Here is a 23,058-nt window from a genome sequence, read left to right as displayed (position 1 = left end):
CCGGTTCGGATCACGGTCAGCAGAACCATTGTCCGTGGTAGGCCCGTTTCTTACCTTGGCGAAGTAGGCATTTCGCGCATCCACAGGAACGGGAAACGATGGCATCGAACCCTCTGCATCTCGGCGTCGCGCTGGACGGGGCGGGTTGGCATCCGGCCGCATGGCGGGAGCCGAACTCGCGTCCGGCGGAATTGTTCGCTCCCGGCTACTGGGTGGACCTGGCCCGCACCGCCGAGCGGGGGTTGCTCGATTTCCTCACCATCGATGACAGCCTCACCCTGCCGGGCGAACGCCACGAGTTCGGCGATCGGGTGGACCGGGTGCGGGCCAGACTGGACGCGCATCTGATCGCCGCGCGGCTCGCCCCGGTGACGAAACATATCGGGCTCATCCCGACCGTGACGACAACGCACACCGAGCCCTTCCACGTCTCGAAGGCCCTGGCCACCCTGGACTACACCTCGCGCGGACGGGCCGGATGGCAGGTGAAGGTATCCGGTTCCGCGACCGAAGCCCAGCATTTCGGCCGTCGCGAGATCCGCACACTCACCGCCGATGAACTCGCGCGGGTGCGCAGCGGAGACCCGCTGCCCGATGCCATCGCGGAGTTGTTCGACGAGGCGGGCGACGCGGTGGAAGTGGTGCGCAGGCTGTGGGACAGCTGGGAGGACGACGCCGAGATCCGCGATATCCCCAATCGGCGCTTCATCGACCGCGACAAACTGCACTACATCGACTTCGAAGGCCGATTCTTCCGGGTCCGCGGCCCGTCCATCACGCCGCGGCCACCGCAGGGGCAGCCGGTGGTGACCGCGCTCGCGCATCATCCGACGGTCTACGAATTCGCCGCGTGCGCAGCCGATCTGGTGTTCGTGACACCGGACATCGACAACGGTCCGGCGCCCGTACTCGCCGAAGTCGGCGCGGCCGCGGCGAATAGGACGGAAGCGCCGCTGCGCGTATACGCCGACCTGGTCGTCTTCCTCGATTCGGCCGAAGAGACCGGCGCCGCGAGAATGGCGCGGCTCAACGAGCTGTCCGGCAACGAATTCACCTCCGATGCCGCGATATTCACCGGTAGCGCCGATCAGCTGGCCGACCTGCTGGCGCAGTGGAGCGCGCAGGGCATCGACGGATTCCGCCTGCGACCGGGCGTGGCGGTCGACGATCTGAACGCCATCGCCGATCACCTCGTCCCGGCACTGCGAACGCGGGGACTCGCGCGCACCGAGTACCCCGACGGTTCGCTGCGCGCGCTGCTCGGATTGTCCACAACCGTCCCCAACCGCTACGCCACCGCCTGAACGAGGTCACCATGAGCACTCCACGCAAGCAGGTCATCCTCGGCGCCTACCTCGGTGGCGTCAACCATCACACCTCGTGGTGGCATCCCGAGGCGGGCAGCCAGATCGATTTCGATTCCTTCGAGCACACCGCACGCACCGCCGAACGCGGCAAGTTCGACTTCTTCTTCCTCGCCGAAGGGCTGGCGCTGCGCGAGCGGGCGGGCAAGATCTTCGATCAGGACATCATCGGCAGGCCCGACACCTTCACCGTGCTCGCCTCACTCGCGGCGGTCACCGAACATCTCGGTCTCGCGGGCACCATCAACACCACGTTCAACGAACCGTATGAACTGGCAAGGCAATTCGCAACGCTCGACCATCTGTCCGGCGGCAGGGCCGCATGGAATGTGGTCACCTCGTTCGACTCGTTCACCGGGCAGAACTTCCGGCGCGGCGGCTATCTGGACCGCGCCGATCGGTATGCGCGCGCGGAGGAAACGGTCGCGGCGGTGCGGGCGCTGTGGGATTCGTGGGATGCGGGCGATATCGTCGCCGATCGGGAATCCGGGCGTTTCCTTGCTCGTCCGGACGCGGGTGCGTTCGCCATCGCGAGCAGCCAGTTCGATATCTCCGGCCGGTTCACCGTGCCGCGCAGCCCGCAGGGCAGGCCGGTGACGCTCCAGGCCGGTGTCTCACCGCAGGGCCGCGATTTCGCCGCCGCCAATGCCGACGCCATCTTCTCCCCCTACGGCAAACTGCCCGAGGCCGCCGATTTCTACCGCGACGTCAAGGCCCGCGCGGTGGCGGCTGGCCGCGCACCCGATGACATCAAGATCCTGCCGTCGGCGAGTTTCGTGCTCGGCGACACCGAGGCCGAAGCGCAGGAGAAGTTCCACGCCATCCGCAATGAGCAGGTCACCGGGCAGACCGCGCTGATGCTGCTGGAGCAGATCTGGAACCGTGACCTGTCCGCCTACGACCCCGAGGGGCCGGTGCCGGATATCGACCCGGCCCCGGAGGCGCCGCCGATCATCCAGGGCAAGGCGTTCGTCCACCAGGATCGCTTCGCGACCGTCGCCAAACTGCGCGCGGTGGCGGAGGAGAAGAAGCTGACGTTGCGTGAGGTGGTGATCGATCAGTTCGAACGCGGCCCACTCGTCGGCACACCGGCCCAGATCGCCGAGCGGATCGACAGTTTCGTCCAGAACGATGGTTCCGACGGTTTCATCCTCGGCTCCCACCTGGTGCCCTCGGGTCTCGACGAATTCGTCGACCGGGTCGTTCCCCTGCTCCAGGACCGTGGCGCCCTACGCACCGAATACAGCGGCACCACATTGCGCGACAATCTGGGCCTGCCGAACCTGCACTCGACCAGCAAGGTCTCCGCGGGCGCGTGAACGGTCGCGGGGAGCACGGACGACGATCCGTGCTCCCCGCTCCAGGCTCCGGCAGACTCGATAGCGAACACCGCCCGACCTGGAGAAGCATCCAGCGTGGACCGTCGAACGGCCTGCCGCAGAACGATTACCGATCGTGGCCGTCGCCGCTGCGCTCTGCGCCGATCCGGGCCGCAGCGCGCCCAGGAAAGCCGGTCCCGCCGGGCACGGCGAGCGCCCTGGCTATCCCGCGCCGGTGCCGGCCTTCGTGAGCCCCTCGGCCGCCCGGCCGATCACATCGTCGAGCACCTCGCGGGAACGCAGGAGGTCGGTGATGGTGCGGTCGATGCGAGCGCGTTCGATTTCCAGTTCAGCGACCAGGTCCGGGGTGGCGCGTTCATTGGCGCGACCGTCGGCATCACGCATACAGGGCAGGATCTGGAAGATCTTCTTGCTGGACAGGCCCGCCGCGTACAGTTCCTGGATGTGGATGACCCGATCCACCGCCGTCTCCGGGTAATCGCGGTGGCCGCCGCGCGTTCGGCCCGAGACGAGCAGACCCTGCTCCTCGTAGTAGCGCAACGAGCGTTCGCTGACGCCGGTGCGCTTCGCCAGTTCACCGATTCGCATCTGTGACCTCGCCTTTTCACGTTCGACTTGAATCTCACATTGATGTGAAGTTTTATCGTACCCGCATGACGAACACAGCCCGCCCCAACAGCCTCTTCGATTCCGCTGCACTCGGTGCGCTCGAACTCCCGAATCGACTGGTGATGGCACCGATGTCGCGACAGCGCGCCGACGCCGACGGCACCCCGAACGAACTCATGGCCACCTATTACGGGCAGCGCGCGAGCGCGGGGCTGATCGTCGCCGAGGCCGCCACGCCGAATCTCATCGGCAAGACCTTCGCCGGAATCCCGGCCATCTACACCCACGCCCATATCGCGGGGTGGCGGCAGATCACCGACGCGGTGCGTACGCGAGGCGGACGGATGTTCCTGCAAGTGCAGCACGGCGGGCGGATCGGCCATCCCGACAACACCGGCCTCACCCCCATCGCGCCGTCACCACTACCGCTACCCGGCACCGTCCACACCGCCGATGGGTCACGCGATGCGGTGGTGCCCCGGCAGATGACGGTCGAGGAGATCCGCGCGACCATCGACGATTTCGCGACCGCCGCGCGCAATGCCGTCGCCGCCGGATTCGACGGGGTCGAAGTGCACAGCGCGAACGGCTTCCTGCTGCATCAGTTCCTGTCCGACAACACCAACCACCGCACCGATGAGTACGGCGGGTCGATCGCCAACCGCATCCGGTTCACCGTCGAGGTGGTCGAAGCGGTGGTCGCCGCGATCGGACCGGAGCGGGTCGGTGTGCGCATTGCTCCCGGCGTCACCGCCAACGGCATCGCCGAAAGCGATACCGCCGAGCTGTATCCCGAGTTGCTCGCCGCCCTCGGCGGCCGCGACCTCGCCTATCTGCACGTCGTCTTCGCCGACCCCGATTCGCCGGTGTTCCAGCGCATCAGGGCCGACTGGGCGGGCACCCTCATCGCCAACCCCTACCTCGGCTGGGGTGAACCGCTACCCGAAGACGGCGGCCGCGCCAAGGCCGACGAGCTGCTCGCGGCCGGTGCCGATCTGATCTCCTTGGGCCGCCCTTTCCTCGCCAACCCTGACCTCGTCACCCGCCTGCGCACCGGAGCGCCGATCAACCCGGTCCGGGACGAGCACTTCTACGGTGGCGACGGTGTGGGTTACACCGATTACCCGGTACTCGAACCGGCGACGGTCTGAACACCCATGGCACGCCCTGCCCTGCCCGCGACTCGCTGTGGCCGGGCAGCGCGCGACCGGGAGTCGGGGCGGCCCGCGACACTCGGTGCACTCAATCCGGCAGTGCCGGTAGTTCGAGGTTCTCGCGGAAGGTTCCGCCCACGTAGTCGGTGCCGAGGATGCCGCGGCGGCGGAGTTCGGGGAGCAGTCCGTTGGTGAGGAAATCGCCGGTGCGGGGGTCGGTGAGGCCGCCAAGGGCGAGCACGTCGAGCACTCCGGCGTCGTAGCGTTCTTGGATGGCGTCGGCGAGCTGTTCCGGGGTGCCCGCGGCGGCCCAGTGGCCGGTGTCCTTGGCGGCGACGATCAGTTCGCGCAGGGTGCGGCCGGAGGCGGCGAGCCGGGTGAAGATCTCGACCCGGCCGCGGCGGCGGTTCACCGATTCGAGTTCCGGGAGCAGCGATTCCGGGAGCGGTTTGTCGAGCGGCAGGTCGGTGAGGTCGACACCGCCGCCGAGCATATCGGCGAGCTGATGGCGTCCGGCCTCGAAATCGGTGGCTTCCGCGCGTTCGCGCACCAGCCGCGCCGCCTCGGCCTCGGTGGCGCCGAAGGTGGCGTGCAGGGAGCTGAAGATCAGTGGCAGACCGGCGGGGCGGCCGAGTTCGGCGGCACGGGCGCGGATGCGTTTGGTGTAGGTGACGGCATCTTCGAAGGTCGCCAGGGAGGTGAAGACGACCTCGGCGAACCGGGCACCCAGCTCGATACCACCCGCGGACTGCCCGGCCTGGAACTGCACCGGCCTGCGCTGCGGCAGCGGTGGAATGTTCAGCGGCCCTTTGACGGTGAAGTAGCGGCCCGCGTAATCGATCGGGTGGACCAGCGTGGGATCGAGTTCCGCACCGCCGCGGCCGTCGGGTGTGAGCGCACCCGGCCGCCAGGAATCGAACAGCGCATTGACCACCTCGAGCGATTCGGCGGCACGGGCATACCGTTCCTCCGGGCTGGGCAGCTCCTGATCGCCGTAGTTCTCCTCCCCGATCGAGGAGGTCACCGCGTTCCAGGCCGCGCGCCCGTTGCTCACATGATCGAGGGTGCCGAACAGCCGGGCGAGGTTGTAGGGGTGGTGGAAGGTCGTGGTGACGGTCGCGATCAGCCCGACATCCGAGGTGACCGCGCTCAGGGCCGCCAGATAGATCAACGGCTCCTGCGCGCCGATCGCCCCCTGCCCGCCGAAGCTGAGCAGATCGGCCGCGAACAGCGCGTCGAACTTGTGCGCCTCGGCGAGTTTCGCGACCTCGACCGCCGCCGCGAGCGTCGAACGGCCGGGGTCCACCGCCGCCGCGTAGACGTCTTCGCCGCCACTCACGCCGGTCACGGTCTTCAAGGGCCGACGTCGCCCGCTGTGTTGTCCCACCCGGTGACGGTAGGTCGATCCCGGCCTGGGACAACAGGTTTACGGTCCGGCCGATTCCAATCGGATCAGCGATCCAAACGCTCGATGATGGTCACGTTGGCGGTTCCACCACCCTCGCAGATGGTGAGCAGCCCGTAGCGCCCGTTGATCCGCTCCAGCTCGTTGAGCAGGGTGGCGAACAGTTTCGCGCCCGTCGCGCCGAGCGGATGGCCGAGTGCGATGGCGCCGCCGTTGACGTTGACCTTCTCCGGGTCGGCGCCGGTCTCCTTCAACCAGGCCAGCACCACCGGCGCGAAGGCCTCGTTGATCTCGACCACGTCGATATCGTCGATGGTCAGCCCGGCCTTCTCCAACGCCCACTTGGTGGCGGGGATCGGCGCGCTGAGCATGAAGATCGGGTCGGCGCCGCGGGCGCTGACGTGATGGATGCGCGCACGCGGGGTGAGGCCGTATTCCTGTACCGCCCATTCCGAGGCGAGCAGGGTGGCGCTGGCGCCGTCGGAGATCTGCGAGGCGACGGCCGCGGTGAGCGGGCTGCCCTCGGCCAGCGCGGGCAGCGAGGCCATCTTCTCCAGACTGGTCTCGCGCGGCCCCTGATCGATCCAGAAATCACCCACCGGCACGATCTCGCGATCGAAGCGGCCGTCCTTGATGGCCTGGCGGGCGCGTTCATGGCTGCGCAGCGCCCAGCGCTCCATGTCCTCGCGGCTGATGCCCCATTTCTCGGCGATCAGCTGCGCGCCGTGGAACTGTGAGACCTCGCCGGTGCCGTAGCGGTGGTCCCAGCCCTGCGCGCCGACGAACGGCGATTCGTAGCCGTACTCCTTGCCCGCGAGCATGGCCGCCGAGATCGGGATGGCGCTCATGTTCTGCACCCCACCGGCGACGATCACCTCGGCGGTGCCGCTCATGATGGCCTGCGCGCCGAAGTTGATGGCCTGCTGGCTGGAACCGCACTGACGGTCGACGGTGACGCCGGGAACTTCCTCCGGATATCCGGCCACCAGCCAGGCGGTGCGGCCGATATTGCCCGCCTGCGGGCCGATGTTGTCGACACAACCGACGATGACGTCATCGACGACGCCGGGATCGATCGGGTTGCGGTCGAGCAGACCACGCAGCGCCGCGGCGCCGAGATCGGCCGGATGCACACCGGCCAGCGCGCCACCGCGCTTGCCGACCGGGGTGCGTACCGCGTCGATCACGTACGCCTCGCGCACCGGGGTGTACGGGCGACGCGAACCGGAAGGTGTTGACATGTTCAGACTCCTACGTGGTGTGCCCGGGCACGGTCAGCCCGTCGAGCACGATGGTCAGATATTGCTTGGCGAGGTTGTCCACGGTGACCGGGCCGCCCGGCTGGTACCAGCGCACGGCGACCCACACGGTGTCGCGCAGGAATCGGTAGGCCAGTTCGATATCGAGTTCGGCCCGGAAGCTGCCGTCGCGGACGCCGTTGGTCAGCACCTGATGCCAGAGGGCGCGGAACTCTTTGTTGTATTCATCGATGTAGGTGAAGCGGTCGACGCCGCGCAGCCGTTTGGCTTCGGCCTGGTAGATGGCGACCGCGGCATGTGAGCGGTCGAACGATTCGTAGGAGGCCAGGACCAGGGCCTCCAGGGTGTCGCGGGAACTCAGCCCCGACGCGACGATTTCGCGGTAGCGACCGAACAGGTCGTCGAGGAAGCCGCGCAGGATTTCGTCGACCATCGATTCCTTGGAATCGAAATGGTGATACAGGCTGCCCGATAGGATTCCGGCCGCATCCGCGATATCGCGCACGGTGGTGGCGCGCAGACCCCGCTCGGCGAACAGATCGGCCGCCAATCCGAGCAGTTCGTTGCGCCGGGCTGATTTGGAGGGGTCTGGTGCGGTCACCCGGCCATGATACAACCAAGCGTTTGCTTGGGGAAGTTAGCGGGCGGAATATCGCAGGGGCGAGGACATCGACAGATCGGCCAGCAGCCGATCACAGATGACGATCGGCGAGATCCCGGCGCGCATCATGCGCATCACCAAGGCCAGTCTGCGTTCACAGCTGTCCCATTCGACGGTCAGGGGTTTGCGGCCGGGACCTGCGTCGACGGTCGCCATGACCCGCGGCGGGCCATAGCGGGTCGGTTCCTCGATCAACTTCAACACCATCCCCCGCTGCCAGGCCTGATAGGTGTCCATATCAGCGCCGACCACCAGTTTGTCGGTGGCGGCGCACAGGCCTTGGGCGATCTCGTCGGAGAAGGTGACGCGGTCGAAACGGAATTTGCGTGACCGGCGCACCACGTCGAGCAGATCGGCGCGCACCTCGTAGAGCCGTTCGATCTGGTGAGTTCTGTGCTGTTCGTCCGCACCGTTCCCGCCGCTGCCCGCTCCGATGCGTCGCGCACGCGCACGCTCGCGCGCCATATCGGCGCGCAGGGCGCCGCGCGGATCGCGGGCGATATCGTTCTCGTCGACGGCGAAGGATTCGAGAATGCGCACCGCTCGCGCGGCGACAGCCGGTCGGCGCTGACGATCCAGCAGCTCGGCGCCGAAGGTCAACGCGGCCAGGACCAGGCTCTCCTGTCTGCGCCTCGCGAGCACGACATCCCGCACCAACTCGAGTTCGAGTTGTTCGCGTGTGGGCTGTTCTCGGGCAAATCGGCGGTCCTGGCCCATAGCCATCGCCCCTCCGGGTGTGCGATCCCGACCTCCACCAGCATCGCACAAGCGGCCGAATGAGACCCGTCCTTTTCGGCCAGCACACCAGCATTCCCACGCTATGCCTGATTTCGCACGGTCCGGGTAACTCACCGGGCACGGGCCCGACCCGACCACACCCCACCGACACTCGCCAGCGCTACCGATCCCACACCTGAGTCCGGCCGAGAAACGCGGAGAGGCGGGACAGCCCGTTCAGGCGCGCTGGCTGCTGATGGAGACGATCTCCCCGGTCAGGTACGTGGTGTAGTCGCTGGCCAGCATGGCGATCGTGGCCGCGACCTCCCACGGTTCGGCGGCCCGACCGAAGGCCTCGCCCTCGGAGAGCCGGTCGAGCAGTTCGGTGGAGCTGACCTTGTCCAGGAACGCGTGCCTGGCGATGCTCGGCGCGACGGCATTGATCCGCACCCCAAGCTCGGCGGCCTCGATGGCGCTGCACCTGGTCAACGCCATCACGCCCGCCTTGGCGGCGGCGTAATGGGCCTGTCCGTACTGGGCGCGCCAGCCGAGCACGCTGGCGTTGTTGACCACGACACCGCCGTGGCCCGCCGCGCGGAAATAGGCGAGTTCGGCGCGGGTGCAACGGAAGGTGCCGTTGAGGGTCACGTCGAGCACCCGGTTCCACTGTTCGTCGGTCATATCGACCACCGGCGTCTCACCGCCGAGGCCCGCGTTGTTGACGAAGATATCGACCCGGCCCAAGGCTGCGGCGGCGCCGCGCACCAGTTCATCGACCTGTTCTGTGCTGCACACATCGCAGACGATGGCCTCGATCTTGCGATCGGGGAATTCGGCGCTCAACTCGGCGCGGGTCTCCCCCAGCCTGCGTTCATGCCAGTCCGAGACGACGACGTCGGCGCCCTCCGACAGCAGTCTGCGCGCGGTCGCCGAACCGATACCGGTGCCAGCGGCGGCGGTGACCACCGCTTTCCGATCGGTCAGCAGACCGTGTCCGGCCACCGCGGCGGGCGCGACCGACAACGAAACGCCATTGCTTTCACTCATGACGGACGAGCCTCCCGCGGCAGGCCGAGCACACGCTCGGAGATGATGTTGCGCTGCACTTCGTTCGAACCTCCGTAGATGGTGTCGGCGCGGGTGAACAGATACAACCGCTGCCATTCGTCGAGATCGGCATCGGCGGCCACCAGACCGGCGGCACCGCGTACGGCCATGGCGAGTTCGCCGAGCCCGCGATGCCAGTTGGCCCACAGCAGTTTCGCCACCGACGCCTGGCCGCCGTCGTCATCGGCGCCCGCGTTCGCCATGGTCCGCATGGCGTGGGCACGCAGTACGCGCAACCCGACCCAGGCGCGGTCGATCTGATCGGCGACCAGCGGGTCGTCAAGGGCGCCGGTCGCATGAGCCAGTTCCTCGACTCCGGCGAGTTCGCGCTCGAAACGGATCTGCTGGCCGAGGGTGGAGATGCCGCGTTCGAAGGTGAGCGTGCCCATGGCGATGCGCCAACCGTCACCGGGTTCGCCGACCACCAGATCGGCGGTGGTGCGGGCGTCGTCGAAGAAGACCTCGTTGAATTCGGAGGTGCCGGTGAGCTGATTGATCGGACGCACGGTGACGCCCGGTTGATCCATCGGAACCAGCAGATAGGACAGGCCCTTGTGCCGTTTGGAGCCGGGCTCGGTGCGCGCGACCACGAAACACCAGTCGGCCACATGCGCCAGCGAGGTCCAGATCTTCTGACCGTTGATCGACCATTCGTCGCCGTCGAGCCGGGCCGAGGTGGTGACGGCGGCCAGATCGGAGCCCGCGCCGGGTTCGGAATAGCCCTGACACCACAGTTCACCGACCGTGCGGATGCCGGGCAGGAAGCGCTGCTTTTGTGCTTCGGTGCCGAAGGCGAGCACGGTGGGCCCGAGCAGTTCCTCACCGACATGCGAGACCCGCGCGGGTGCATCGGCCTTGGCGTATTCCTCATGGAAGATGATCTGCTGCCGCACGCTGGCCTCGCGGCCGCCGTATTCCTTCGGCCAGCCCAGGCACGTCCACCCGGACGCGGCCAGATGGCGATCCCAGGCCAGCCGTTCGTCGAACGCTTCGTGCTCGCGGCCGGGCCCGCCGAGGCCGCGCAGGTGCCGGAACTCACCGTTGAGGTTCTCGTTCAGCCATGCCCGGATCTCGGCGCGGAAGGCGGCATCGTCGCCGGTGACGGCCGATATCGCCGAAGTCGGCCCGCCGTCGCGGCCGGTGTCGGATTCTGAGGTCTGGATCGCACCCACGCCGGTAGGATAACCTACCAAGCACTTGCTTTGTAAGACTCCGGTCTTACCGACCGCACCGACGGTGAGGACAACCCGTGACAACCCCTGCACAGACCACTCCGATGGCGCTGCACGACGCCGCGCACACCTTCGGCACCGCACCGGCCGTTGCCGACGGCGAAACCCGCCTGGACTGGACACAGCTGCTGGAAGCGGTGCAGGACGTGGCGCGGGCGCTCATCGCACGCGGGGTCGAACGCGGCGACCGGATCGCGATGTGGGCGCCGAACACCCATCACTGGATCACCGCCGCACTCGCCGCGCACTACTGCGGCGCGGCGCTTGTCCCGCTCAACACCCGCTACACCGCCGACGAGGCGGCCGATGTGTTGCGGCGGGTGGACGCCGAGGCGTTGTTCATCTCCGGGCCGTTTCTGCGGCGCGAGCGGCTCACCGAACTGCTTGCCGCCGCGCCCGACCTCGAGATCCCGACGATCGTGGTCATCCCGGTCGAGGCGCCGACGACGGTCGAGTCGTCGTCGGCCGCAGCGGATCCGCGCGTGCTGGAATGGTCGGAACTGCCGCGGGTCGCCGAAGCGGCGACCCGTGAACAAGCCCGCGAGCGGGCGGAATCGGTGACCCCGGACGACGTCGCCGACATCCTGTTCACCTCGGGCACCACCGGACGCAGCAAGGGCACGCTGGTCGCGCATCGGCAGGCGCTGTCGGTGGTGCGCGCATGGGTCGACTGCGCGACGCTGAACAGCTCGGACCGGTACCTGATCGTCAACCCGTTCTTCCACAACTTCGGTTACAAGGCGGGCATCCTCGCCTGCCTCGTCGCGGGCGCGACGATCGTGCCGCAGGTGGTGTTCGACGTGCCACGGACCATGCGGATGATCGGCGAGGAGCAGATCACCGTGCTGCCAGGACCGCCGACGATCTACCAGACCATCCTCGAATTCCCCGACCGGCAGCAGTACGACCTGAGTTCGCTGCGCGTCGCGGTCACCGGTGCGGCGACGGTGCCGGTGGTGCTGATCGAACGGATGCGTTCCGAACTCGCCTTCGATGTGGTCATCACCGCATACGGGCTGTCGGAATCGGCGGGCTTCGGCACCATGTGCCGCGCCGAGGACGATGCCGAGACCATCGCCAACACCTGCGGTCGACCCATCGCCGGATACGAGTTGCGCATCGACACCACCGGCGAGGTGCTGTTGCGCGGACCCAACGTCATGCTCGGCTACCTCGACGATCCCGTGGCCACCGCCGAGACCATCGATGGCGACGGTTGGCTGCACACCGGCGATATCGGCACCGTCGACGAACGCGGCTATCTGAAGATCACCGACCGACTCAAGGACATGTACATCAGCGGCGGATTCAACGTCTATCCGGCCGAGGTCGAACAGGCCATCGCCCGGCTCGACGGCGTCGCCGAATCCGCCGTCATCGGAGTGCCCGACACCCGTATGGGCGAGGTCGGCAAGGCCTATGTCGTGCGCAGGCCGGGATCAACGCTCACCGAGGAGCAGGTGATCGCCCACGCCACCACCGTGCTGGCCAATTTCAAGGTGCCGCGCGTCGTCGAATTCCGCGACCAGCTGCCCTACAGCGCCGCCGGAAAGGTGCTCAAACGTCAACTACGTGAGGAGAAGTCGTAAATGCCTGCCGAGGAAGCAGCGGTGCCGTTCGAACCGGACGTGGTGACCTATGAGCGCCGCGGCGCGGTCGCGGTCGTCACCATGAACCGCCCGGATTACCGCAATGCCCAGAATTCGGTGATGACCTACGCGCTCGATGCCGCGTTCGAGCGGGCGGTGCAGGATCCGGAGGTCGGGGTGATCGTGCTGGCCGGTAACGGTAAGCATTTCAGCGCCGGACACGATATCGGCACGCCCGGCCGCGACCATCACGTGCGCTACCCGAACAAGGCCGCCCTGTGGTGGGACCATGTGGATCGGGCGGGCGGCGATCAGCGGTTCGCACGTGAACTCGAGGTGTATCTCGGGATGTGCCGTCGCTGGCGCGAGATCCCCAAGCCGACCATCGCCATGGTGCAGGGCGCCTGCATCGCGGGCGGTCTCATGCTGGCCTGGGTGTGCGATCTCATCGTCGCCTCCGAGGATTCGTTCTTCTCCGATCCTGTTGTCCGAATGGGTATTCCGGGTGTCGAGTACTTCGCGCATCCGTGGGTGCTCGGCCCGCGGGCGGCCAAGGAGTTCCTGTTCACCGGTGATCGGTTCAGTGCCGAGCAGGCCAAGGAGTGGGGCATGGTGAACCGGGTGGTACCGCGCGAGGAGCTGGCGGCCGAGACCTTCGCGCTGGCCGACAAGATCGCGACCATGCCGCAGTTCGGCCTCGCACTCACCAAGAAGGCCGTCAACCAGGCCGAGGATCTGATGGGTATGCGCGCGGGCATGGATTCGGTCTTCGGCCTGCACCATTTCGCACACGCCCACAATGCCGAGGTCGGTGCGGATTCCCTCGGCGGTATGAACGCCAAAACGATGAAGGCCACGGCGAGTACGGCACAGTCCGGCGCCGCGCAGAACGGGGCGATGTAAGTGGATCTGGATCTGGATCAAGCCACCCGCGACTTCCAGCTGGAGGTCCGCGATTTCCTGGCCGCCAACAAACCGGCCGGGCCGTTGCCCTCGATGGACACCAAGGCCGGGTTCGAGGCACATCGGGAGTGGGAGCACACCCTCGCCGAGGCCAGGTACTCGGTGGTGTCGTGGCCGGAAGAGTTCGGCGGACGCGATGCGTCACTGCTGGAATGGGTGCTGTTCGAGCAGGAGTACTACGCGGCGGCCGCGCCCGGCCGGGTGAGCCAGAACGGCATCTTCCTGCTGGCACCCACCCTGTTCGAACACGGCACACCCGAACAGCTGGCGCGGATCATGCCGCGCATGGCCCGCGGCGACGATATCTGGGCGCAGGCCTGGTCGGAGCCGGAGGCGGGCAGCGATCTGGCCGGTATCCGCTCCACCGCGCGCCGCACCGACGGCGGCTGGCTGCTGAGCGGACAGAAGACGTGGAGTTCGCGGGCGGCCTACGCGGATCGGGCCTTCGGTCTGTTCCGCAGCGACCCGGAGGCCGAACGGCATCGCGGACTCACCTATGTGATGTTCGCGCTCGACGCCGACGGCGTGACGGTGCGCCCGATCCCGCAGCTCGACGGTGAGCCCGGTTTCGCGGAGATCTTCCTCGACGAGGTGTTCGTCCCGGACTCCGACGTCATCGGTGCGCCCAACGAGGGCTGGCGGGTCGCCATGAGCACCTCGAGCAATGAACGCGGACTCTCACTGCGCAGCCCCGGCCGCTTCAGCGCCACCGCACAACGGCTGATCGACCTGTGGGCGAACACCGAGGACACGGGCACCGCCGCACGCGACGCCGTGGTGGATGCCTGGATCGGCAGCGAGGCCTACCGGCTGCATACCTTCGGCACCGTCACCCGGTTGAACGAGGGCGGCAAGCTCGGCGCGGAATCCTCGATCACCAAGGTGTTCTGGTCCGAACTCGATATCGCCATGCACGAATCGGCGCTCGATCTGCTCGGCGACACCGCCGAACAGGCCGGGCCGTGGACCGACGGCTACCTGTTCTCGCTATCGGGCCCGATCTACGCCGGTACCAACGAGATCCAACGCAATATCATCGCCGAGCGGCTCCTCGGCCTACCGAGAGGAGGCGGCCGATGAGGTTCGCGCTCAGCCCGGAACACGTCGACTTCGCCGCCAGTGTGCGCAAGCTGCTCGACGCCGGTAAGACACCCGCCGCCGTCCGCGCCTGGTCCGCCGGTGAGCACGCCGCCGGGCGCACGCTGCTCGAACAGCTGGCCGGTGCGGGGGTCTTCGGGCTCGCCGTCGCCGAAGAGTACGACGGGATCGGCGCCGAACCGATCGATCTGGTGGTGGCGTTCGGTGAAGTGGGGCGCGCGGCGGTTCCCGGTCCGGTGGTGGAGTCGGCGGCCGCGATTCCCGCACTGCTGCAAGCGCTTACCGGTACAGGTGCCGGGGCTGCTGCGGACGGTGCCGCGACCATTGCGGACGGGACCGGGGACGCTGCGGGCGGCGCAGCGGACACGGCGAGCGGCGCAGGGGACACTGGGAGCGGCACCGAGGACACTGCGGGCGGCGCAGGGACGACTGCGGACGGTGCCGGAACCACTGCGAGCGGCGCCGGAACGACTGCGAGCGGCGCCGCTGAGCGTCCGTCGGTTGCCGCCACGAGCGAGGACGGCGCGTCGATCGCTCCGAATGCCGACGATGTCGCGGACCATTCCTCGACTGCGTCCACCGCTGCTAACGCATCTGCCGTCGCGACGCAGTGGCTGCCGCAGATCGCGGCGGGTGCTGCGCTCGGCACCATTGCCTTCGCAGCCCCGGGACGGACCGCACTCGCACTGGACGCCGATATCGCCGACCTCGTGCTGATCGCGGACGGCGACCGCCTGCTCACCGGCAAGGTCGACGAACAGGTGCGCTCGGTCGATCCGGCGCGGCGGCTGTTCACCGTCGTGCCGGATGAGCTGATTGCCGCCGGTGAACCGGTGACCGAGGCCATCGCCGCCGGGTTCGACGCCGGTGCCCTGGCCTGCGCCGCGCAACTGCTCGGCGCCGGTCGCGGCCTGCTCGACGCGGCGACCGAATATGCCAAGCAGCGCAAGCAGTTCGGCCGCCCCATCGGCGAGTTCCAGGCCGTGAAGCAGAAGCTGGCCGATGTGCTCATCGCCCTCGACCTGGCCGAACCGCTGTTGCACCGCGCCGCCTTGACCGCCGGTGGTCCCGACCGAGCCCGCGACGTCTCCGCCGCCCTCGTGGCCTGCGGTGACGCCGCCCACCTGGCCGCACGCACCGGCCTCCAGGTGCACGGCGCGATCGGCTACACCGCCGAATACGATCTGTCGCTGCTGCTCACCAAGGTCACCGCCCTGCGCTCGGCCTGGGGCACACCCGACTTCCATCGGGCGCGAATCGCCGAGGCGCTGCGCGCCCGTACCGTCCGGAACGGAGAGATCGCGTGATCACCGAGGAGCAGCAGGAACTCGTCGCCGCAGTGCGCGGAGCCGTCGCCCGCAGCGGCGGACCGGCGGTCGACCGGGGCGCGTTGGAAAGCGAACTCGGCTACGACGCCGCGCTGTGGCGGACGCTGTGCGAGCAGGTCGGGGTGGCGGCGTTGGCCATCCCCGAGGAGTACGGCGGGTTCGGGGCAAGTCTGGTCGAATCTCTGCTGGTGGTCGGAGAATTGGGCCGCTCGCTGGCCGGTGTGCCGATGCTCGGTTCAGCGGTGCTCGGCGCACAGGCGGTGCTGTTGTCCGGGGACTCGGAGGCTTGTGACCGGCTGCTTCCCGAAGTGGCCGAAGGTGTCAGGACGATCGCCCTCTGCTGGGCCGGACCGGGCGGCTGGGACGGTTTCGGGGTGCGCGCGGAGAGGGAAACCCTCAACGGCACAGCGCACTACGTCCTCGACGCCGTCGACGCCGAGACGTTGATCGTCGTCACCGCGACCGGTCTGTTCGAGGTCGATCCGTCCGCATCGGGCGTCGAACGCCGCGCATCCGCCACCATGGACCCCACCCGCAAGCTCGGTGAGATCACCTTCACCGACGTCACCGGACGCAAGCTCGGCACCGCCGATCCGGCACCGATCATCGCCCGACTCCGCGAAATCGCTTGGGCGGCACTGGCTGCCGAACAGGTCGGCGCGGCGGAACAATGCCTGGAGATGACGGTCGAATACGCCAAATCCCGAGTGCAGTTCGGCAGACCGATCGGCAGCTTCCAGGCGCTCAAACACCGCATGGCCGATATGTACGTCCTGGTCGAATCCGCCAAGTCCACCTCCTACGCCGCGACCATCGCCGTCGGCACCGAAAGCCCGTCCTCCGCCGAAGACGTCTGGGTAGCCCGCCGCCACTGCTCGCAGGCCTACTCGACCGTGGCCGCCGAAATGATCCAGCTCCACGGTGGCATCGCCATCACCTGGGAACACGACGCCCACCTGCACTTCAAGCGCGCTCACGGAGATGCGCTGCTGTTCGGGACGCCGCACCGCCCACTAGGCCGCTCGGCCTGACGATGCGGTCGGTCCGTCGATCACAATCGGCGGACCGACCTACCGCCTCAATGACGCCACCCGAGGCGCAAGATCATCGAGCAGCCAGCCGCTGATTGGCGAGCTGGTTGAGCGACACCTTCATCTCGGCCGCCTCGCGGACGAGCCGGGCATGCAGCTCACGCGAGGTGACTCAATTCACCACAGATAAATAGTTAGCTTATGTAATAATATCGGGGTGCAGCAGAGCAACGTCACGTCCGCGGAGGACATCGTCGTCGATCTCGTGGTCAACGCCGCTCGGCTGACTCGGCTGGCCGGGGTGATCAGTGGTGATGAACTCCCACCGCGCGCGGAGTTGCGGGCACTGTCGGTGCTCGACGAGCACGGTGAACTACGGGTCAGCGAATTCGCCCGCATCGATCGATGTTCTCAACCGGCGGCAACGGCGCTGATCGGCAGGCTGGTCGCGGACGGATACGCCACCCGGCACAAAGACCCGGACGATGCCAGGGCGGTTGTCGTCGCCCTCACCCCGGCCGGACGAAACCGGCTGGTCGAATCGCGCCGCGCCTTCGGCACCGCGCTCGCCGCGCGCCTGCCCGGCTACGACACCGACCGGCTGATCCGGCTCGACGCCGAGCTCACCGAATTGCTGGATGCGCTCAGGACGAACGACGCGCGCCTCCGGCACCAACCGAGGTAACGCATCGCCATGAGCGGGCCACCACCCGGAAGGCCCGCTCATGACAGAAAGAGCACAGATGACAACCATGGCCAGGACGACGACCGCCGCGTCCGCAACATCAGAGCAGACCAAACAACCCAAGGCGGTCTGGGCCGTCGCCTTCGCGAGCGTCATCGCGTTCATGGGCATCGGACTCGTCGACCCGATTCTCAAACCGATCGGTGAGCAACTCAACGCCTCGCCGTCGCAGGTATCGCTGCTGTTCACCAGCTACATGCTGGTCACCGGCGTGGCGATGCTGATCACGGGTGTGGTGTCGAGCCGGTTCGGTGCGAAGAAGACGCTGCTGGCCGGTCTGGCGATCATCGTGGTGTTCGCGGCGTTGGCCGGTATGTCGAACACCGTCGAGCAGATCGTCGGCTTCCGCGCGGGCTGGGGCCTCGGCAATGCCCTGTTCATCGCGACGGCGCTGGCCACTATCGTCGGCGCGGCCAGCGGTGGTGTCGCTCGCGCCATCATCCTGTACGAAGCGGCACTCGGTATCGGCATCGCGACCGGCCCACTGGTCGGCGGTGTGCTTGGCGGAATCAGCTGGCGGGGACCGTTCTTCGGTGTTTCCGTGCTGATGGCCATCGCGTTCATCTGCCTCGTGGTCCTGCTGCCCGAAACCCCGAAACCCGCCAAGCCGACCTCCATCACCGCACCGTTCAAGGCGCTGCGCCACCGCGGCCTGCTGGTGGTCAGCCTGACCGCGCTGTTCTACAACTTCGGCTTCTTCACCCTGCTCGCCTACACCCCGTTCCCGCTGGATATGGGCACCTACGCGATCGGCTTCATCTTCTTCGGCTGGGGCCTGATGCTCGCGGTGGCGTCGGTGTACTTCGCCCCCGCCCTCCAGCGCCGCTTCGGCACCCTGCCGATGATGGGCCTCGCCCTCGCCCTGTTCGCCGCCGACCTCGCCATGATGGCCGCGTTCGCAGAGAACAAGACCGTGCTGATCGTCGGCGTGGTGATCGCGGGCCTGTTCCTCGGCGTGAACAACACCCTCATCACCGAGGCCGTGATGATCTCCGCCCCCGTCGAACGTTCGACCGCTTCCGCCGCCTACAGCTTCGTCCGCTTCGCCGGCGGCGCCGCAGCCCCTTGGCTGGCAGGCAAACTCGGCGAACACAACACCGCCCTCCCCTTCTGGGTAGGCGCAGCCTGCACCGCCGTCGCCGTACTCGTCCTACTCGGCGGACGCACCGCCCTGGCTCATATCGACGATCACGATCCCGAGCCGCACAGCATCGAGGAAGCGCAAGCGATCACTGTGGGTGACTGAGGCTCCTCGTTCGATCAACAGGCCCCGCCACCCGGCGGGGCCTGTTCGTTTCCACCAGCGATCCTCACCAACCGCGCCCGGAGCGATTCGCCGTCTCACCCATGCTCGTCTCGACGCCAGTCCTGCAATAGCTCATCGAGGGTGCGGCGTTCGCTGGGCATCCCGTACGCATCCAGCGTCGACCAGGTGCCGTCATCCCACTGCACCCACCCTCGCGGTTCCTCTTCGGAGGTGGTCACCGCATGTGCCGCTCGGCGCGCTGGTCCGGGGTGATCGCGCCGACCGCGACGAGGGTTCGGTACGCATCGCGCTTGTGCGGGCAGCTATCGATGCTGCACCTTCGATGCGCCTGCATCACGGTGTGCGCCATCCGCGCCGACATACGCGGGGCACGCTCCGTGATCGGAGGTTCATCCTCGCCGAATGTGTACGGAAGTATGTAAACAAGGCCGAGCAGTAGCACGGCGATCGAACCGGCCACGGCGAACGCGGCGATGTAGTCCGACATCGAATCCCCTGTGTTGTTGTTGGTTTGGGTCCCACCCGGCGCCGAGGAAGGGGCCGACACCCGGCGCCGGGCTTGGCTGTGACGCTAATTACGGTCGCCCCCAGACCGGGTACCACAAGACGTATTACTTTCCGGCGCGATTCCCGGTACCGTCGGTTGGACGAGGGCACTGAGAGGGACGGTCAATATGGAAGAGGAAACCATCGGCGATCGCATCCGCCGATTCCGCGGAAAAGCCCTGACTCAACGTGAGCTCGCCGAGCGGTCGACTGTGAGTCTCGCGTTGATCCGTGCGCTCGAGCAGGGCGCCAGGACCGGAGCGAGTATCGCGTCGCTCCAGAAGATCGCCCGCGCCCTCGACGTCGATATCGCCGACCTCGTCGGCAAGCGATACGGCATTCCGAACTCGGATCCTGATGCGGGTGTCGTCGCGATCCGCCGGGCCCTGACCTCGGTCGATGACCTGATCGATGGTGCCGACGCCGAACGCGCCGTCTCCCTGGATGAAGCCCGCCGCGCAGTCGACTACGCCTGGGGTGCGTATTGGAACGGCCGATACGAAGTGCTGACATCTGTCTTGCCACCCGGCATCGGACAGCTGCGGGCAACAGCACACGCGGCGCAGGCGGCCGAGCTCCCGACCGCTCATGAACTGCTTGCCCGTATGTACTGGGTGACCGGCTGCACTCTGGTCCACATGGGTCAAACCGATCCCGCGTTCATGGCGATCCGGCACGCTCTCGACGCGGCTCACAAAGGCAACGATCCGCTACTCGCCGCGACGCTGCGCGGATCGGTGGCATGGCAGCTGCTGGTGCAGGGCCGCTACGAGGAGTCACACGCTGTCGCACTCAAGGCTGCCGCAGGCGTCGAGCCGACCGGCGACGTAGCGAACCCGCACCTGTCCGTTTACGGGTCGCTGGTCCTACAGGGCGCCACCGCCGCAGGCCGCGATCAACGCACCGGTGAGGCACTCACCCTGGCCGACGCCGCTGGCGAGATCGCCGGGAGGATGGACGGAGACCGCAAGGACTACGAAACCAACTTCGGCCCCTCGCAAGTGATCATGCAAACCGTCGACATCAATGTTTCCAGCGAGCGGTACCCGGAAGCACTGACCGCCGCGAAAGAGATGCCGAACCACGCCGCCGGGCTCACCCAGGTCTCCCAAGCCCGTCATCTACTCGACAAGGCCGCAGCGCTGGCCCGGACCGGTCAGCGAGAGCGGGCACTCGACATGCTGCTCACCGCCGAGCGGGTCGGCGGCCAGGAATGGGTGCGGTATCAGACATTGCTGCGACAGATCGTCGGCGAACTACTCGACCACGACCGGCAAGCACCTTTGCGAGCATTCGCCGATCGCGTCGGCATTCGTGGATAGCCCGATCGCTGTCGTTGTCATCATCGAATTCCGTTGATCCCCTTCGCAACTATCGGAGACAAGAACTCGACCCGGAAGTCTGCGATGAACTCACTCCGCCGCTCGAGGAACCTCCGCGTGTGCGGCTGACGCTCATGCTCGTCGAACGCATCACGATCGCGGTACAGCTCGTAGAAGACCCGCGATAGCGGCTCGCCCTCGACGGCGTGCGTGGCGTAGACCAGCGTTCCCGGTTCGTGCTCGATGATTTCCCGCACGGTCTCCGCAACCAGCTGATCGAAGGCATCGGCCTTGTCCGCGTCCCGGAGTTCGAATTTCACGACGAGTGCAAACACCTGCTCACTGTAGTGTGCGAATCTCGACGCCCAACTATTTACGACCACCCCTACCTGCGCGGATCCCGCTGGGCGTAACGTCGGGAGGTATGACCGAAGCGCAGCGGGGACAGGTCAGGGTCGAGCCGTGTCAGAAGCGGGTGCGGGCGTATTTCGGGGGGAAGCTCGTTGCCGATACCACTCGACCGGCCTTGGTCTGGGAGATCCCCTACTACCCCACGTACTACATCCCGGTTGCCGATCTGCGCGCGAAACTCGAGCCCAATGGCAGTGTGCGCGAGTCCATCCACCGTGGTGAGGGCACCGGGTACGACCTTGTTGTCGACGGTGCCATCATGCCCGGTGCTGCGGTGCGCTATCTGGAGGCGCCCGAGTTGAGTGAGCTGGTGCGGCTGGATTGGAATGCGATGGACGAGTGGTTCGAGGAGGACGAGCCGATCTACGTGCATCCGCGCGATCCGTACTCGCGGGTCGACATCCTCAACAGCTCCCGGAATGTGCGCGTCGAACTCGACGGCGTCACTGTCGCCGATTCGAATGCGCCGCGCATTCTGTTCGAAACCGGCTTGCCCGCACGGTATTACCTGCCGCTGACCGATGTTCGGATGGATCTGTTGCATCCCTCCGCCACGCACAGCAGTTGCCCGTACAAAGGCAATGCCGACTACTGGAATATCCGGATCGGCGAGACCGAGCATGCCGACCTGGCGTGGATCTACCGCACGCCGGTCGCGGAGAGCCAGAAGATCGCGGGCCTGGCCTGCTTCTACAACGAGAAGGTCGATATCTACATCGACGGTGAACTACAGGAGCGTCCGCAGACGCCGTTCAGTTGATGCCGGTGACGGCGGTTTGTGCCCGCCTGAACGGTCCCGCTCGGTGACGGACGAGCAGCAGGTCTCCCCGCCGGGCGCCCCGCGCACAACGCCAGCAAGAACCGGATAGCCCGTCGGCGAGTCCGAACGCGCCGGGCACTCGACGATCACGACGTCCGGCGGTAACCGAACAGCCTGATACCTGCCGATCAGTCCGCGCTGACAACACTCAGCGGTAACCGGACAACCCGTCGGCGAGTTCGTCCGCATCCTCGTCGCGGTAGGCGGCGAGTGCCTGCTGGAGCGCGAAAGTGGCTCGGATGGTGGATATCCGGTCGGGCAGGGTGGCGTCGACCGGGTCGGCGCGAGTGAGAAGCGCCTCGAGTAGCTCATCGCCGAATCCCGCGGCGAGCGCGGCGTAATCCTCGGCGGGATCACCGAGGCTCACATCGTCCCAATCTACGACACCGCGCAGTGTCGGTCCGTCCTCGGTTGTCTCCCATAGAAGGTTCTCGCCACCGAGGTCACCGTGGACGACGGCGTCGGCGGGCGTGGCCAGCTGATCGAGCGCCGATAGTTCGCGCTCCGCGTGAGCTCGGCCCGGCCCGCTCATCAGCGGATACAGCTCGGCGCGCACATCAGCGGCGAATTCCATCCACCGCGTGGCGGCCGCAACCGGCAGCTCCGCCCGTATCGCGGTGTCGGCACCGGCGGCAGCCAAACCCGCGAGCAGGTCATGGCATTGGCGCGCAACGGCTTCGACCGACCCACCCAGTGACTCCGGGTCCAGCGGTACGCCCGGAATCCGCGTCAGCACCAGATAGGGCAGACGACCCTCGCCCCCGACCGCCAGCGGTTGTGGAACCGCGACGCCGAGCCCGAGCCTGCCGAGCGTCCGCAATCGAGCCGCACGGCCCGGCAACCGCTCCCCTGCCGCCGGGGTGCGCGGCAGGCACACGACGGCGTCCGCACCGAGCACCACATGATGGAATTGCCCCTCGCGCACTTCTAGTTCCGCGATCCGCTCGCCGGGCAGCAGCTCCCGCAACAAGTCGTCGTACTCGGTGAACCGGACATCTGCCGGGCGAACATCCACGCCTCGTTCATACCGCACATCGAGCAGCCGCTGCTCCCCCGGGGCGAGGAATCGAACTTCCTCGCCCCGCCCTCA

Annotated in this window: 24 protein-coding genes; 12 read left to right on the top strand and 12 right to left on the bottom strand. The window is 67.3% G+C overall.

Annotated features, from left to right (window positions below):
- The first annotated feature begins 98 nt into the window (after positions 1 to 98).
- Together QH168_RS12285 and QH168_RS12280 are read left to right on the top strand one after the other, a co-directional pair.
- The gene (locus tag QH168_RS12285; protein WP_280234724.1) at positions 99 to 1,304 is read left to right on the top strand and encodes an LLM class flavin-dependent oxidoreductase; all 1,206 of its coding nucleotides are present in this window, start codon (positions 99 to 101) and stop codon (positions 1,302 to 1,304) included.
- 11 nt (positions 1,305 to 1,315) lie between these two features.
- Positions 1,316 to 2,683, top strand: coding sequence for an NtaA/DmoA family FMN-dependent monooxygenase (locus QH168_RS12280; protein ID WP_280234723.1), 1,368 nt, complete (start codon positions 1,316 to 1,318; stop codon positions 2,681 to 2,683).
- A gap of 222 nt (positions 2,684 to 2,905) precedes the next feature.
- Here QH168_RS12280 and QH168_RS12275 read toward each other — a convergent pair whose 3' ends face one another.
- Positions 2,906 to 3,292 carry a MerR family transcriptional regulator gene (locus tag QH168_RS12275; RefSeq protein ID WP_280234722.1) on the bottom strand — a complete coding sequence of 129 codons (387 nt, stop codon included), beginning with the start codon at positions 3,290 to 3,292 and terminating at the stop codon, positions 2,906 to 2,908.
- A gap of 65 nt (positions 3,293 to 3,357) precedes the next feature.
- Here QH168_RS12275 and QH168_RS12270 point away from each other — a divergent pair, with 65 nt between their 5' ends.
- Complete coding sequence (locus QH168_RS12270) at positions 3,358 to 4,464, top strand: alkene reductase (protein WP_280234721.1); 1,107 nt, start codon at positions 3,358 to 3,360, stop codon at positions 4,462 to 4,464.
- Positions 4,465 to 4,555: 91 nt separating this feature from the next.
- On the opposite strand, the gene QH168_RS12265 is transcribed toward QH168_RS12270, so the two are convergent.
- From QH168_RS12265 to QH168_RS12240, 6 genes are all read right to left on the bottom strand, one after another.
- Complete coding sequence (locus tag QH168_RS12265; protein WP_280234720.1) at positions 4,556 to 5,806, bottom strand: NtaA/DmoA family FMN-dependent monooxygenase; 1,251 nt, start codon at positions 5,804 to 5,806, stop codon at positions 4,556 to 4,558.
- 113 nt (positions 5,807 to 5,919) lie between these two features.
- Positions 5,920 to 7,074: an acetyl-CoA C-acetyltransferase gene (locus tag QH168_RS12260; protein ID WP_280234945.1), complete on the bottom strand. Its 1,155-nt coding sequence runs from the start codon at positions 7,072 to 7,074 to the stop codon at positions 5,920 to 5,922.
- A gap of 49 nt (positions 7,075 to 7,123) precedes the next feature.
- A complete protein-coding gene (locus QH168_RS12255) occupies positions 7,124 to 7,732 on the bottom strand; it encodes a TetR/AcrR family transcriptional regulator (RefSeq protein WP_280234719.1) in 609 nt (202 codons plus the stop codon).
- Positions 7,733 to 7,768: 36 nt separating this feature from the next.
- Complete coding sequence (locus QH168_RS12250) at positions 7,769 to 8,515, bottom strand: hypothetical protein (protein ID WP_280234718.1); 747 nt, start codon at positions 8,513 to 8,515, stop codon at positions 7,769 to 7,771.
- 231 nt (positions 8,516 to 8,746) lie between these two features.
- Positions 8,747 to 9,556, bottom strand: a complete 810-nt coding sequence (locus tag QH168_RS12245; RefSeq protein ID WP_280234717.1) for an SDR family oxidoreductase — start codon at positions 9,554 to 9,556, stop codon at positions 8,747 to 8,749.
- Positions 9,553 to 10,728, bottom strand: coding sequence for an acyl-CoA dehydrogenase family protein (locus QH168_RS12240; RefSeq protein ID WP_280234944.1), 1,176 nt, complete (start codon positions 10,726 to 10,728; stop codon positions 9,553 to 9,555). The genes QH168_RS12245 and QH168_RS12240 overlap by 4 nt, the downstream gene beginning before the upstream one ends.
- A 137-nt stretch (positions 10,729 to 10,865) precedes the next feature.
- On the opposite strand from QH168_RS12240, the gene QH168_RS12235 reads away from it, so the two are divergent.
- From QH168_RS12235 to QH168_RS12215, 5 genes are read left to right on the top strand one after another with little or no spacing between them, the layout of a single operon-like run.
- Positions 10,866 to 12,437, top strand: coding sequence for a FadD3 family acyl-CoA ligase (locus QH168_RS12235; protein WP_280234716.1), 1,572 nt, complete (start codon positions 10,866 to 10,868; stop codon positions 12,435 to 12,437).
- Complete coding sequence (locus QH168_RS12230) at positions 12,438 to 13,340, top strand: enoyl-CoA hydratase (protein ID WP_280234715.1); 903 nt, start codon at positions 12,438 to 12,440, stop codon at positions 13,338 to 13,340.
- Positions 13,341 to 14,480, top strand: coding sequence for an acyl-CoA dehydrogenase family protein (locus tag QH168_RS12225; RefSeq protein ID WP_280234714.1), 1,140 nt, complete (start codon positions 13,341 to 13,343; stop codon positions 14,478 to 14,480). It begins immediately after the preceding gene.
- Positions 14,477 to 15,805 (top strand): acyl-CoA dehydrogenase, encoded by a 1,329-nt coding sequence (locus QH168_RS12220; protein ID WP_280234713.1) that lies wholly within the window; start codon positions 14,477 to 14,479, stop codon positions 15,803 to 15,805. The genes QH168_RS12225 and QH168_RS12220 overlap by 4 nt, the downstream gene beginning before the upstream one ends.
- Positions 15,802 to 16,857 carry an acyl-CoA dehydrogenase family protein gene (locus QH168_RS12215; RefSeq protein WP_280234712.1) on the top strand — a complete coding sequence of 352 codons (1,056 nt, stop codon included), beginning with the start codon at positions 15,802 to 15,804 and terminating at the stop codon, positions 16,855 to 16,857. The genes QH168_RS12220 and QH168_RS12215 overlap by 4 nt, the downstream gene beginning before the upstream one ends.
- Positions 16,858 to 16,930: 73 nt before the next feature.
- On the opposite strand, the gene QH168_RS12210 is transcribed toward QH168_RS12215, so the two are convergent.
- Positions 16,931 to 17,014, bottom strand: a complete 84-nt coding sequence (locus QH168_RS12210) for a toxin-antitoxin system HicB family antitoxin (RefSeq protein WP_280234943.1) — start codon at positions 17,012 to 17,014, stop codon at positions 16,931 to 16,933.
- Between the two features lie 60 nt (positions 17,015 to 17,074).
- On the opposite strand from QH168_RS12210, the gene QH168_RS12205 reads away from it, so the two are divergent.
- Together QH168_RS12205 and QH168_RS12200 are read left to right on the top strand one after the other, a co-directional pair.
- On the top strand, positions 17,075 to 17,542 hold the full coding sequence (locus tag QH168_RS12205) for a MarR family winged helix-turn-helix transcriptional regulator (RefSeq protein WP_280234711.1): 468 nt from the start codon (positions 17,075 to 17,077) through the stop codon (positions 17,540 to 17,542).
- A gap of 67 nt (positions 17,543 to 17,609) precedes the next feature.
- Positions 17,610 to 18,848: an MFS transporter gene (locus QH168_RS12200; RefSeq protein ID WP_280234942.1), complete on the top strand. Its 1,239-nt coding sequence runs from the start codon at positions 17,610 to 17,612 to the stop codon at positions 18,846 to 18,848.
- Positions 18,849 to 18,943: 95 nt separating this feature from the next.
- Here the strand turns inward: QH168_RS12200 and QH168_RS12195 are convergent, their stop codons facing one another.
- Complete coding sequence (locus tag QH168_RS12195) at positions 18,944 to 19,087, bottom strand: hypothetical protein (RefSeq protein WP_280234710.1); 144 nt, start codon at positions 19,085 to 19,087, stop codon at positions 18,944 to 18,946.
- Positions 19,084 to 19,356, bottom strand: coding sequence for a hypothetical protein (locus QH168_RS12190; protein ID WP_280234709.1), 273 nt, complete (start codon positions 19,354 to 19,356; stop codon positions 19,084 to 19,086). Before QH168_RS12190 ends, QH168_RS12195 begins: the two co-directional genes overlap by 4 nt.
- 187 nt (positions 19,357 to 19,543) lie before the next feature.
- On the opposite strand from QH168_RS12190, the gene QH168_RS12185 reads away from it, so the two are divergent.
- The gene (locus QH168_RS12185; protein ID WP_280234708.1) at positions 19,544 to 20,737 is read left to right on the top strand and encodes a helix-turn-helix domain-containing protein; all 1,194 of its coding nucleotides are present in this window, start codon (positions 19,544 to 19,546) and stop codon (positions 20,735 to 20,737) included.
- 20 nt (positions 20,738 to 20,757) lie between these two features.
- Here the strand turns inward: QH168_RS12185 and QH168_RS12180 are convergent, their stop codons facing one another.
- Positions 20,758 to 21,072 (bottom strand): putative quinol monooxygenase, encoded by a 315-nt coding sequence (locus QH168_RS12180; RefSeq protein ID WP_280234707.1) that lies wholly within the window; start codon positions 21,070 to 21,072, stop codon positions 20,758 to 20,760.
- An 89-nt stretch (positions 21,073 to 21,161) separates the two neighbouring features.
- On the opposite strand from QH168_RS12180, the gene QH168_RS12175 reads away from it, so the two are divergent.
- The gene (locus QH168_RS12175) at positions 21,162 to 21,908 is read left to right on the top strand and encodes a DUF427 domain-containing protein (protein WP_280234706.1); all 747 of its coding nucleotides are present in this window, start codon (positions 21,162 to 21,164) and stop codon (positions 21,906 to 21,908) included.
- Between the two features lie 208 nt (positions 21,909 to 22,116).
- Here the strand turns inward: QH168_RS12175 and QH168_RS12170 are convergent, their stop codons facing one another.
- Positions 22,117 to 22,983, bottom strand: coding sequence for a phosphotransferase family protein (locus tag QH168_RS12170; RefSeq protein WP_280234705.1), 867 nt, complete (start codon positions 22,981 to 22,983; stop codon positions 22,117 to 22,119).
- Between the last annotated feature and the right edge of the window lie 75 nt (positions 22,984 to 23,058).

It is taken from the genome of Nocardia cyriacigeorgica, assembly GCF_029868385.1.
In the GTDB taxonomy this organism is placed as follows: Bacteria; Actinomycetota; Actinomycetes; order Mycobacteriales; family Mycobacteriaceae; genus Nocardia; species Nocardia cyriacigeorgica_F.
Note: the sequence above shows the minus strand (reverse complement) of the source record. Positions and strands in the feature narration are given on the sequence as shown.

Coding starts and splice junctions, on each gene's coding strand:
- QH168_RS12200 (WP_280234942.1), top strand. CDS start 17,610: ATGGCCAGGACGACGACCGCCGCGTCCGCAACATCAGAGCAGACCAAA.
- QH168_RS12220 (WP_280234713.1), top strand. CDS start 14,477: ATGAGGTTCGCGCTCAGCCCGGAACACGTCGACTTCGCCGCCAGTGTG.
- QH168_RS12245 (WP_280234717.1), bottom strand. CDS start 9,556: ATGAGTGAAAGCAATGGCGTTTCGTTGTCGGTCGCGCCCGCCGCGGTG.
- QH168_RS12285 (WP_280234724.1), top strand. CDS start 99: ATGGCATCGAACCCTCTGCATCTCGGCGTCGCGCTGGACGGGGCGGGT.
- QH168_RS12250 (WP_280234718.1), bottom strand. CDS start 8,515: ATGGCTATGGGCCAGGACCGCCGATTTGCCCGAGAACAGCCCACACGC.
- QH168_RS12190 (WP_280234709.1), bottom strand. CDS start 19,356: ATGTCGGACTACATCGCCGCGTTCGCCGTGGCCGGTTCGATCGCCGTG.
- QH168_RS12230 (WP_280234715.1), top strand. CDS start 12,438: ATGCCTGCCGAGGAAGCAGCGGTGCCGTTCGAACCGGACGTGGTGACC.
- QH168_RS12280 (WP_280234723.1), top strand. CDS start 1,316: ATGAGCACTCCACGCAAGCAGGTCATCCTCGGCGCCTACCTCGGTGGC.
- QH168_RS12275 (WP_280234722.1), bottom strand. CDS start 3,292: ATGCGAATCGGTGAACTGGCGAAGCGCACCGGCGTCAGCGAACGCTCG.
- QH168_RS12185 (WP_280234708.1), top strand. CDS start 19,544: ATGGAAGAGGAAACCATCGGCGATCGCATCCGCCGATTCCGCGGAAAA.
- QH168_RS12270 (WP_280234721.1), top strand. CDS start 3,358: ATGACGAACACAGCCCGCCCCAACAGCCTCTTCGATTCCGCTGCACTC.
- QH168_RS12175 (WP_280234706.1), top strand. CDS start 21,162: ATGACCGAAGCGCAGCGGGGACAGGTCAGGGTCGAGCCGTGTCAGAAG.